This window comes from Anaerotruncus sp. G3(2012), from assembly GCF_000403395.2.
Lineage (GTDB): Bacteria > Bacillota > Clostridia > Oscillospirales > Ruminococcaceae > Anaerotruncus.
In genome coordinates this window covers 158,703-169,706 of record NZ_KE159679.1, presented here as the reverse complement: position 1 = coordinate 169,706, position 11,004 = coordinate 158,703, and the positions used below count along the sequence as shown (strand labels likewise).

Genomic DNA, 11,004 nt, shown 5'->3' with positions numbered 1-11,004 from the left:
GTGCCGCAATCCCGGCTGACCCAATCCTTCTTTGTCGCATAGCGGTTAATTTTATGGAGGCCGTCTATGCGTAAACGTCCCTTTTGATCTATCTCTGCCCTTATGGGGCAGAGGCTTGAATAACAGAATAACCGATACGTTCAGGGCGCAGATGATGCAACAATCATCTGCGCCCTGTTTTTGTCTGCCCTTTTTCGGCAAAAAGAAGGGATATTCTGGCAAAAAAGACAAAAAGCGCACTGTATGGGGAAAGAGAAACGACAAACCTCCCCCTGCCCCGCGCTTTTTCTACATAGCCCGACAATTTCATAGGTTCCATTGTTTGTGGGGACCCGGCTGCCGGTCCCCGCCTCTATTCGATTCACCCGTCAACCACGCCTGAATCGAAATGGAGGAAAACTATGGGATTTCACTATGGATACGAAAAAAGGAAGTTTGATGCAGAATGGACCCGGCTGGAACAGGAATACCGCGCAGCCGGTATGGACGATAGGCAGATCGCAGCGATGAAGGAATATGACTGGTCCTGGTTTTGCAGCCAGCGAACCTATCAGAACCGCGTACAGGCCCTTCCCAGCGAACAGTGTGAGGACGAGAGCGAGCAGTCCTGCCTGTTCCGAAAATTTGAATCCCTGTCCTGCACCTGGGACACCGGCGATGTGGATTCCCGGCGGTTTGGCTGGCTGTCCTCCCTGGAGGATGAACTGCTGTACCGGCGGCTCTGCAAATTGCCGGAGGACGATCTGGAACTGCTGACCCTGCTCATTGTGGACGGATACCGGCAGGCCGATGTCGCAAGGCTGTGGAACTGTTCCCGGAATGTCATCACAAAGCGTTTAAAAAAAATCAAGATATTTTTGAAACAGGCGTGACAAACCGCCTTTCCCAATGCCTACACATTGAAGGGACAAGTCCTCTTGCCCCTCATTGCAGCTTGACAACTGAATATACGGCATAACAGGTACATAACCCGTATCGAAGCGGAAAAGGCGCGCCGCCAGGACGGTTGCTTGCAGGAGGTGATGACAGACAGGCAATCCGAGCGATCTACGTCCAGCCTTAAACCCGGAGATGGCGTTCCGGGCGCGATGATGGTGCGGGGGCTTAAAGATACTTCCTCACGGCCCGCCAAAGACTTGGGGGGAACCCTGCGGCGCACGAGTAAAACGGCGCTGCGGAGTTATGACAGCTCTGCCGGGAGCGGCCTGTTATGTCCCCATCGTCAGGGGGCGTGGCAAATGTGACGAGAAGCAGAGATATATAAATTAGAAAGTGATTCTTCGGCTTTTTTGCTGTGATAGCTTTCTATTTCAAGATCAGATACCATGCGCTGGTAGTTTCGTCTGCCAGCGTATTCATGTGATTTTGAAAGCACAATGACAAACTTGACAGATTGGAGGGAATATGTTACATGGAAAAACTTATTACACGAAAAGAAGCTGCAAAGATTTTGGGGATCAGTATTGCCACATTGGATGCGGCTCGTAACAACGGTCTGATTGCCTATGTTCAGTATGTGCAGAATGGCTGTGTGTATTTTACTGCGGCGGGCCTTCAGGAGTGGTACTACTTTTATGCGGACGGTTCCATGTCGGTCAATACCACCATTGACGGTTACACCATCGGCTCGGACGGGGCCAGAAAATAGGACGGGAAAGGAGCGGCATCAGCCTTGGAGATTCCTGAAGCGATACAACCGAATACCGTTGTGAGGTAATTAGGTGCCGCAATCCCGGCTGACCCAATCCTTCTTTGTCGCATAGCGGTTAATTTTATGGAGGCCGTCTATGCGTAAACGTCCCTTTTGATCTATCTCTGCCCTTATGGGGCAGAGGCTTGAATAACAGAATAACCGATACGTTCAGGGCGCAGATGATGCAACAATCATCTGCGCCCTGTTTTTGTCTGCCCTTTTTCGGCAAAAAGAAGGGATATTCTGGCAAAAAAGACAAAAAGCGCACTGTATGGGGAAAGAGAAACGACAAACCTCCCCCTGCCCTGCGCTTTTTCTACATAGCCCGACAATTTCATAGACTTCATTGTTTGTGGGGACCCGGCTGCCGGTCCCCGCCTCCATTCGATTCACCCGTCAACCACGCCTGAATCGAAATGGAGGAAAACTATGGGATTTCACTATGGATACGAAAAAAGGAAGTTTGATACAGAATGGACCCGGCTGGAACAGGAATACCGTGCAGCCGGTATGGACGATAGGCAGATCGCGGCGATGAAGGAATATGACTGGACCTGGTTTTGCAGCCAGCGGACCTATCAGAACCGCGTACAGGCCCTTCCCAGCGAACAGTGTGAGGACGAGAGCGAGCAGTCCTGTCTGTTCCGAAAATTTGAATCCCTGTCCTGCACCTGGGACACCGGCGATGTGGATTCCCGGCGGTTTGGCTGGCTGTCCTCCCTGGAGGATGAACTGCTGTACCGGCGGCTCTGCAAATTGCCGGAGGACGATCTGGAACTGCTGACCCTGCTCATTGTGGACGGATACCGGCAGGCCGATGTCGCAAGGCTGTGGAACTGTTCCCGGAATGTCATCTATAAGCGTTTGAAAAAAATCAAAATATTTTTGAATCAAGGGTGACAAACGGCCTTTCCCAATGCCTACACATTGAAGGGACAAGTCCTCTTGCCCCTCATTGCAGCTTGACAACTGAATATACGGCATAACAGGTACATAACCCGTATCGAAGCGGAAAAGGCGCGCCGCCAGGACGGTTGCTTGCAGGAGGTGATGACAGACAGGCAATCCGAGCGATCTACGTCCAGCCTTAAACCCGGAGATGGCGTTCCGGGCGCGATGATGGTGCGGGGGCTTAAAGATACTTCCTCACGGCCCGCCAAAGACTTGGGGGGAACCCTGCGGCGCACGAGTAAAACGGCGCTGCGGAGTTATGACAGCTCTGCCGGGAGCGGCCTGTTATGTCCCTATCGTCAGGGGGCGTGGCAAATGTGACGAGAAGCAGAGATATATAAATTAGAAAGTGATTCTTCGGCTTTTTTGCTGTGATAGCTTTCTATTTCAAGATCAGATACCATGCGCTGGTAGTTTCGTCTGCCAGCGTATTCATGTGATTTTGAAAGCACAATGACAAACTTGACAGATTGGAGGGAATATGTTACATGGAAAAACTTATTACACGAAAAGAAGCTGCAAAGATTTTGGGGATCAGTATTGCCACATTGGATGCGGCTCGTAACAACGGTCTGATTGCCTATGTTCAGTATGTGCAGAATGGCTGTGTGTATTTTACTGCGGCGGGCCTTCAGGAGTATATCGCAAAATGTACCCATAGGGCAAAGCCTGCGGACAAGAGCGCGACTTACCGCAAACCGCGAAGTGCCAGAACATGACCCATTCCGTATCCTTGCTGGAATCCCGTATATCTGATAAAACAAAGATACAGCGCTGGAGATTATTTTTTAGGAGGTGACGGAATTGGCAAAAAGAAAAGTTGTAATTCCAGAATATGGCACTGTCATGAAAAGAGGTGTCCTGTATTACAGAACCAGGATAAGAGATGCGAATGGAAAGCTCATCGCTCTTTATGCAAGAACGCCTGAAGAACTGTACGATAGAGAAATAGAGGCATTGGAGCAGATTGACAATGCCACTTTTCATCGGAAATCGCCCACTGTTACTGAATATTGCGAAAAATGGCTGCTGATGCAGTCGGTTCATATTCGTGCCACCACACTTACTGATTATACATCTAAGGTGCGGCGGCATATCATCAAAGAGCTGGGGCAGAAACGGATGGCAGATGTAACATTGGATGACATTCAGCTGGCACTTGTTCCCGTTTCTAAAAAATCAGCTTCGGTTTACAAGTCGGTGGTGATTCTTTATAAGTCCATTTTCCGGGCAGCGAAAGAGAGCCATGTGATTGACGAAAATCCGACTATGTATTTGGATGCAAAGGGCGGGGGTGTTCCTCAAGCGGAACGGCAGGCTTTGACAGATGAACAAGCAGAACGCCTTTTAGATGCTATCCGGGGTTTACCGCCTTATGTGTTTGTTATGATCGGCTTGTATGCCGGATTGCGGCGGGAAGAAATTCTTGCGTTACAATGGGATTCTGTATATCTGGATACGGACACCCCATATCTGACGGTAAGACGGGCATGGCATACAGAGCATAACAGGCCGGTTATTCTTACCGAGTTAAAGACAAAGGCTGCGGAGAGAAACATTCCCCTCCCCATTTGTCTGGCAGAGTGCTTAAAGGCAGCAAAGGCAACTTCCACTTCGGACTATGTGGTTGCCAATCGAGATGGTGAACCACTGTCTTATACGCAGTTCAAGCGGCTTTGGCAGTATATTGTTACCAGAACGGTTAAGGAGCGCTGCTATTACCGGTATGAAGATGGAAAGCGCGTAAAGCATACGGTTACACCGGTCCTTGGAGAAAAAGCAGCCCATAATGGCAAAGTTGTTTACAGCCTGGATTTTGAAGTGACACCGCACCAGCTGCGTCATACTTATATCACAAATCTGATTCATTCATCGGTGGACCCCAAAACGGTCCAATATCTGGCAGGCCATGAAAACAGTAAAATCACTATGGACATTTACGCCAAGGTCAAATACAATAGGCCAGATCAGCTTGTGAGAGCTATGGGCGGTGCATTTGCCCAATGGGATGCTGTATAAGATAAAACAGAAAACACAGAAAGAGCGAGGCAAGGATGTCTCGCTCTTTGCTTTACGCTGGCCGTATCTTTGATTAAATTGGGACTTTCTGATAAAAAGGGAGTGTAGGTACATAGGCCGCACATTTCAGGAAAGGAAGGTCCAAAATGGCTAAAAAGAAAACTGAGATTCCAAAGTACGGAACCATCATGTTAAAAGGAATCCAATATTACAGAACCCGGATTATGGATGCAGACGGCAAGCAGGTGAGTTTGTATGCTGCCACTTGCGAAGAACTATATGAGAAACAATTAGAAGCGCGGCGGCAGGTGGAGGAGATTATCTTTCATCGGCAGCATCCAACAGTGGCCGAGTATTGCGAGAAGTGGCTACTTATGCAGTCTGCCAAAGTGTCCGCTGCTACATTGAAAGGTTATACCGCTGATATGAAGAACTATATCATCAAGCCCCTGGGGGAGATGTATATGGAGGAAGTTACAGCGGACGATATTCGGCTGGCACTTGTGCCGCTGTCGAAAAAATCAGAGGGATTATACAGTAAGGTGAATATGCTCCTCAAATGTGTTTTTTACTCGGCAGAGCGCAGCCAAATACTTCAAAGCAATCCTTGTGTGGGCATATCGGGCAAGGGTGGCAAGGCCGCAAAAAAGAAAGAGGCATTGACAGATCAGCAGGTAGAGGTGCTTTTGGATACGGTCAAAGGACTTCCTCCCCACTTGTTTATTGTGCTTGGATTGTATTCCGGTCTGCGCCGGGAAGAAATCCTTGCATTGCAATGGGACTGTGTATTTCTGGACGAACCTACTCCCTACATATCTGTAAGGCGAGCATGGCGCACAGAACATAACCGACCGGTGATTTCTACCACATTAAAAACGAAAGCAGCCCGGAGGGACATACCAATTCCCAAGTGCTTGGTAGATTGCCTGCGGGAAGTCAAAGAAACCTCTGTTTCGGAATATGTGATTTCCGACAGCAACGGGGAGCCGTTATCCGCCTCACAATTTCAAAGGGTATGGCAGTATGTGGTGGTCCGCTCTACTCAGGCGCGTAACTATTATAAATATGTAAATGGGCAGAGCATCAAGTACACCGTCACACCGTCACTGGGGATGACGCAGAAAAATAATCCCAAGATTCACTATACACTGGATTTCCATGTGACACCACATTTGCTGCGCCACACCTATATCACCAACCTGCTGTATTCCGGGGTGGACCCTAAGACTGTCCAGTACCTTGCAGGGCATGAAAACAGCAAAACAACTATGGACATCTACGCAAAGGTGAAGTATAATAAGCCAGAGGAGTTGTTTGGCGTGGTAAATGGCGCTTTCCATCAGGCCACCGATGACTAAGAAATTGCTATTTTTCGTGGTTCCCACATAGGATAACTGAACAATGAAAAGCCGGGAAAGCCCGTAAAATCAAGGAAAAACGGCAATCAAAGAATTTCAGTACGGTCACAAAGCCGCACGACGTGCGGCTTTGTGGTGCCATGGCACCACAAAGAGCCCTGTCTGACTTTCATGGGTCAGCTCCGCCGCCCCAGCCTGACTTATATATTTGGATGAAAGCGGGTTGGTGTCTGGCGGTTGATTCATAGAGGAACCAGGTTACATAAGCCGACGGCATAGAGAAAAAGCGAGTAAAGCGATAGACGAAAAAACAGCTTTTTTGACCCTATTTTGAGAAGGGGGCAGATAGATGTACCATATCGTGATTGGGGATGATGATCCCCTGTTTTTAGAAGAAGCGGAACGTCTCGTCTCCGCCTGTATGGACGGCGAAAGGCTGGAGTGTGGGAAGGACTATACAATCGACTGTTATTCAAGCGCTTCATCCATGATGAAAGCGCTTGGTGAGGACAAAGAGCGCTGTCAGCTCTGCCTGTTGGATGTGGAGTTCGGCAAGGACAATGGCTTGCAGCTGGCGGCGGCCCTGCGGGAGCAGACAGAGGAATTCAGCCTGATCTATATCACCAGCCACCGGGACTATGTGTTTCAGAGCTTTGACACCCGTCCGCTTCACTACCTTCTCAAACCTGTGGACAGGGGTAAGCTGGAATCACTCATCCGGGACGACTACCGACACCGGTATCTAGGCGAGAAACTCTATCTCAAGGCCGGCGGCAAACATATGGCGGTTGCCTACCAAGATATCTATGCGGTGGAAGCAGCCCAGCATCGCGTTTTCCTCCATCTGCGGGAACGTACGGTGGAATGGGGCGGTTCTCTCTCGGCGCTGGCCCCAGAGCTGCCGGTCCGGTATTTTTGCCGATGCCATAACAGCTATTTTGTAAATTTCAGCCATATGACCGAGATGGTGCGTTATGAGGCGCGGCTGGAAAATGGGGAGATCATCCCTGTAAGCAAACGGCTTTACAAGTCCGCTATAGAACAGTTCATTGCATTTCTCAAAAACTAACCGCCTTCTTTCCAGTCGGAAAGAAGGCGGTTTTCTATAGCTGTTTTGGCATCAGCAGGGCGGTTCGGGCGACAAAAACACCGTCCCCCGCCTCAGCCTGTAGTTCACTCTGGTAACGGCGGGCGATATTCTCCATGATTTTCAGGCCGTAACCATGTCCCGCACCCTTGTGAGAGCGGAAGCGCCCGCCCTCCTTATCCGGCTCCGGGATATGTGCAAAGGTGTTTTGTCCTTCGATGAACAGATAGCTTCCCCGGATATGCATGGTGATTTCCACCCATTTCGGCTGTCCCGGTGGGATAAGAGAGGCAGCGTCGAGGGCGTTGTCCAGAAGATTCATCAGAAAGGCAGACAAATCCTCGTCGGGAAAGGGCAGTGAGTCAGGCAGATCAATATGGAGGCGCAGTTCCACTTCCGCAGACCTGGCCCGTTCGATTCCCCGGGTCAGGATTGCATTGATAATAGGATGGTTGGAGATCTTCAAGGGAACAATCTCCCCGGTCTGCCGGGTGAGGCGCGACAGATACTCGTCCAGCCTTTTATAATCCCCTCTCTGGCTCAGTGTTTGCAGGATGCCCAGATTGCCCAAAATATCATGGCGGGCTTGTGCCAGCGCCGAGCTGCTTTCCTGTAGGATGCGCAGGTTTTCCCAGGCGAGCCGGTTTCGTGTTTCAAGCAGCTCCAGCTCCCCTTGGGCCTGGGCTTCCGTCATCTGCCGCCAGAGGGAACGCAGGACTGTTAGATAGGTCAAGGGCATGAGGATCAGCACCAGAACAATGCGGATGAGCCCTTCAGGACCGGGCATGGGCCGCCCCACCGGCACCGAGGTGACCATAATCAAAAGATAATAGGTTGCACCAATGGCGGCAAAAAGCCACCATCCTTGGGTCAGCCTGCGCTGAAGCTGGAGATAGGGCTGGCGCAGATACCGCCAAAACAGAAGCTCCACCACAGGGAAGGCGATCAGCCGGGTGATCAGCATCACCAGATAGGTGTCACCCGCCATTCGGTCAAGAAAATTTGTGATCTGCAGAATCCAGAAGCATAAAGTGTCGGACAGGCAGAACAGAAAGAAAAAACGGCCATCCCGGTATTTGGAGAGCCAAAAAAACAGCAGCAGGGTCGGGATGGTACAGGTGAAAAAGGCAGCACGCATGATGATGCCCGATCCCTGCCAGAACATGGTCATCACATTGACTACCAGCAAAACACCCGCTCCGGCGAACCCCGCGGTCAACGTCACCGGCCAGGGAAAGCGCGGCTCGAACAGAAGGAGAAAGAACACGATGATATGAAACATGGACCAGAGAAAGGAAATATCCCGCAGCACCGTCATGGTACATACCTTCTTCCCACTTTTAGAATCGAAACACGGATAAAGAATCATGCTGATTCTTTTCAAGCCCGCAGCACCCTCTGCGGTAGGCTGCTGTGAGCAGCATTGGTATCAAGCATAGCCTGCCGTTAAAAACAAGTGCCTGTGGTTCCTTCCATAGTTTACTGGAAAAAGAGATGGGCTGTCAAGCCGGAGGAATTTCCATTTGGTCGGCTTTTTCGCCCAGTTAGGAAAATCCTCTTGTTCGTCGACTTTTTTTTCGGTAGAGTAAAAATGCGGGATGTCAGGATGAGTGGGAAGGGGGCATGTGTGGAACTATGCAGGCAGAAAATTACCCGCAGCAACGGTCCAACCGTTCCCCTCGGGCGGTAAAACACTCCAGAACTGCGCCGCTCCCATCCTGACAGGATGGGACATCAAAAAGGAGGGAGAATGTGAAAAGGGAAAGGAAGTGGATCACGACAGTGGAACTGGTCATTGTGCTCCTGGCAACGGTCGCTGTCTTCGTGTGGGGAAAACGGGCCACCATGACAGAACGGGGCTACGCAGCCTGCGGCGGAGAATATTCGCTTCTTCTGCTCCCAGTCCTCTATTACATCTGGAAGCAGGTCCTGATTGACTGGATCACGGAGCTTCGGTATTTGTGGAGGGACAAAAAGGTATGAGAGGACCTTATACGGGCGGATCAAAGAGCGATACAGATCCGAAGGAAACAGGCGTGAGACGCACTCTGATAGGGCAGCTGGAAAAGGCCGCTGTCCGAAAGCAATGAATTCATGGGTGATGGAAATGAAAGAAAAGAAAACAGAAAAAGCATGGGTCATATCGGATGAACTATGGGAGGAAATCAGGGCGTATATCCCGGAAAGGCAGCGGGACCCGAACAAACAGTACAGGAATGCGCCCGGGCAGGGCCGTCCCGGGCTGCCGGCAAGGCAGGTGCTGGAGGGGATATTCTATGTGCTGCGGACCGGCTGCCGGTGGAAAGCGGTCCCGCGGGAGTATGGGTGCGGCAGCAGCATCCACCGGTATTTCCAGGAGTGGCTGGGAGCGGGCTTTTTTGATCAGATCTGGAAATTAGGTGTGGAAAAATACGATGAGTTGGAAGGGATCAGCTGGGAATGGAAAAGTGTCGGCGGAAGCTCGGTCAGGGTGCCGGTGAGGCAGGAGCTGGTGGGGCAGATGCTCATCGGCCACAGGAAAGAGGAACGGCAGGGCCAGGGGCTATAGACGATATTCCCCTGTTTGCAGCCGTTGAGAGACCAGCAATCCCCCGCCCCGGAAAAGAGGGCAGGAAAGGAAAACACCCTCTGGCCTGTTAAAAACCAGTCGATTTGGACCGCAGGTGCACCTCCGAAGCATACGATGCATACCTGTTGGTACAGCCTTTGCAGATCGCTGCTCCTTCAGCGCTGCTTTTAACAGAAGAACACCCCGGGAAACGCGCTCCCAGGGGTGTTTTTTCATTTGTGTAAGCCGCCGCAAAAGTTAGCGAAAGAAAGCCAGGCCGACTATACAGAATCGCTCAGAACCGGTTTTACGGGTTCGCCTGCCCCTGTTTGGCAGGCATTGGTTTCGGGCGCAGCACCCGGATCGCCTGATGGCAGTTGCGCACCTCGACCGACCGCAGGCTCCCGCCGTACTCGCCGTCGAGCGTCCAGGGGACCTCTTCCTCCGCTTCGCAGAGCAGGTGCGATGTGCGCAGGCTTACCAGATATTCCGAGTCCAGTTCCTGCTGGAGGATCGCCCGGATCAGTGACCGGGTCTGGGTCAGATCCTCGGGGCTGCGCACCAGCAGCACCTCAAGCAGCCCGTCATTCATCGAGATGGCGAAGTCCTCATGCAGACGGAATCCTCCAACCGAAATTGCGTTGCTCACCATCCCAAAGAGGAAGTCCCCTTCGACCCGCCCGCCGTCGTGGGTGATGGACATCCGATAGGTCTTGATCGTTGGAAGCCGCCGGATTCCCTCAAGGATATAAGCTGCGCGGCCCAGCCTGCACTTGGATTCCTGCGGGGTCTGGTAGGACACATCGGTAAACGCCCCGAACGCGGCGATATAGCTGAAATACCGGTCGCCAAAGCGCCCCACATCACAGGGGAAAGGGGTCCCCTCGACGATCGCCTGCGACGCTTCCCGGATGTTTTTGGAAAGCCCCAGGCTGTACGCAAAGTCGTTGACCGTCCCCGCCGGGATGTATCCCAGCAGCGGCCGCGGATCACATTGCATCAGGCCCGACACCGTTTCGTTCAATGTCCCGTCCCCGCCGCAGCAGACCACCAGTTCAAATTCATTTGCCCGCGCTTCCAGCAGCTCCGGGATCTCCAATGGCCGCTGGGTCGTACGAACGGTCGGTTCCCATCCCGCTTTCACAAACAGGTCGATCGCTTCTAGGGCCCGGGTCTTGATCTCCGCGCGCCCCGCGTGCGGGTTGATTAAAAAAAGCAGTTTTCTCATTGAAATCCCTTCTCCTTTCAGGCAGATATTGTTTTTAAAACGGGCCTTTTCCCAAAACGAAAGTTTTACGCGATTTTTTCCAAAAAATCGCGGTTTCCAAAGGCAGTGAGGCAACGGAAG

The 11,004-nt window shown here is 51.5% G+C and carries 11 protein-coding genes; 9 read left to right on the top strand and 2 right to left on the bottom strand.

The genetic code is table 11. The features are described 5' to 3' along the window. The first annotated feature begins 401 nt into the window (after window positions 1-401). The 7 genes from C814_RS20970 to C814_RS22690 all read left to right on the top strand — a co-directional run bounded on the left by C814_RS20970 (window position 402) and on the right by C814_RS22690 (window position 7,090). Window positions 402-872, top strand: coding sequence for a hypothetical protein (locus C814_RS20970; RefSeq protein WP_016317468.1), 471 nt, complete (start codon window positions 402-404; stop codon window positions 870-872). A 539-nt stretch (window positions 873-1,411) separates the two neighbouring features. Further along, entirely contained in the window at window positions 1,412-1,648 is a 237-nt protein-coding gene (locus C814_RS24730) for a hypothetical protein (protein WP_016317467.1), read from the top strand. A gap of 474 nt (window positions 1,649-2,122) precedes the next feature. Then, window positions 2,123-2,593 (top strand): hypothetical protein, encoded by a 471-nt coding sequence (locus C814_RS20960; protein WP_016317466.1) that lies wholly within the window; start codon window positions 2,123-2,125, stop codon window positions 2,591-2,593. A gap of 539 nt (window positions 2,594-3,132) precedes the next feature. Continuing rightward, complete coding sequence (locus tag C814_RS20955) at window positions 3,133-3,363, top strand: helix-turn-helix domain-containing protein (protein ID WP_004059840.1); 231 nt, start codon at window positions 3,133-3,135, stop codon at window positions 3,361-3,363. Window positions 3,364-3,448: 85 nt separating this feature from the next. Next, window positions 3,449-4,663 carry a tyrosine-type recombinase/integrase gene (locus C814_RS20950; RefSeq protein WP_016220200.1) on the top strand — a complete coding sequence of 405 codons (1,215 nt, stop codon included), beginning with the start codon at window positions 3,449-3,451 and terminating at the stop codon, window positions 4,661-4,663. Between the two features lie 146 nt (window positions 4,664-4,809). Next, window positions 4,810-6,021: a tyrosine-type recombinase/integrase gene (locus C814_RS20945; RefSeq protein ID WP_004059842.1), complete on the top strand. Its 1,212-nt coding sequence runs from the start codon at window positions 4,810-4,812 to the stop codon at window positions 6,019-6,021. A 349-nt stretch (window positions 6,022-6,370) separates the two neighbouring features. Further along, complete coding sequence (locus C814_RS22690) at window positions 6,371-7,090, top strand: LytR/AlgR family response regulator transcription factor (protein WP_016317465.1); 720 nt, start codon at window positions 6,371-6,373, stop codon at window positions 7,088-7,090. Between the two features lie 34 nt (window positions 7,091-7,124). Here C814_RS22690 and C814_RS20935 read toward each other — a convergent pair whose 3' ends face one another. Then, a complete protein-coding gene (locus tag C814_RS20935) occupies window positions 7,125-8,492 on the bottom strand; it encodes a sensor histidine kinase (protein ID WP_081645073.1) in 1,368 nt (455 codons plus the stop codon). A 368-nt stretch (window positions 8,493-8,860) separates the two neighbouring features. Here C814_RS20935 and C814_RS20930 point away from each other — a divergent pair, with 368 nt between their 5' ends. Together C814_RS20930 and C814_RS20925 are read left to right on the top strand one after the other, a co-directional pair. Beyond that, window positions 8,861-9,091 (top strand): hypothetical protein, encoded by a 231-nt coding sequence (locus tag C814_RS20930; protein ID WP_016317463.1) that lies wholly within the window; start codon window positions 8,861-8,863, stop codon window positions 9,089-9,091. 124 nt (window positions 9,092-9,215) lie between these two features. Then, window positions 9,216-9,656 (top strand): transposase, encoded by a 441-nt coding sequence (locus C814_RS20925; RefSeq protein ID WP_196809958.1) that lies wholly within the window; start codon window positions 9,216-9,218, stop codon window positions 9,654-9,656. Between the two features lie 307 nt (window positions 9,657-9,963). Here the strand turns inward: C814_RS20925 and C814_RS20920 are convergent, their stop codons facing one another. Continuing rightward, a complete protein-coding gene (locus tag C814_RS20920; protein WP_016317461.1) occupies window positions 9,964-10,884 on the bottom strand; it encodes a diacylglycerol/lipid kinase family protein in 921 nt (306 codons plus the stop codon). Between the last annotated feature and the right edge of the window lie 120 nt (window positions 10,885-11,004).

Coding starts and splice junctions, on each gene's coding strand:
- C814_RS20970 (WP_016317468.1), top strand. CDS start 402: ATGGGATTTCACTATGGATACGAAAAAAGGAAGTTTGATGCAGAATGG.
- C814_RS24730 (WP_016317467.1), top strand. CDS start 1,412: ATGGAAAAACTTATTACACGAAAAGAAGCTGCAAAGATTTTGGGGATC.
- C814_RS20960 (WP_016317466.1), top strand. CDS start 2,123: ATGGGATTTCACTATGGATACGAAAAAAGGAAGTTTGATACAGAATGG.
- C814_RS20955 (WP_004059840.1), top strand. CDS start 3,133: ATGGAAAAACTTATTACACGAAAAGAAGCTGCAAAGATTTTGGGGATC.
- C814_RS20945 (WP_004059842.1), top strand. CDS start 4,810: ATGGCTAAAAAGAAAACTGAGATTCCAAAGTACGGAACCATCATGTTA.
- C814_RS22690 (WP_016317465.1), top strand. CDS start 6,371: ATGTACCATATCGTGATTGGGGATGATGATCCCCTGTTTTTAGAAGAA.
- C814_RS20925 (WP_196809958.1), top strand. CDS start 9,216: ATGAAAGAAAAGAAAACAGAAAAAGCATGGGTCATATCGGATGAACTA.
- C814_RS20920 (WP_016317461.1), bottom strand. CDS start 10,884: ATGAGAAAACTGCTTTTTTTAATCAACCCGCACGCGGGGCGCGCGGAG.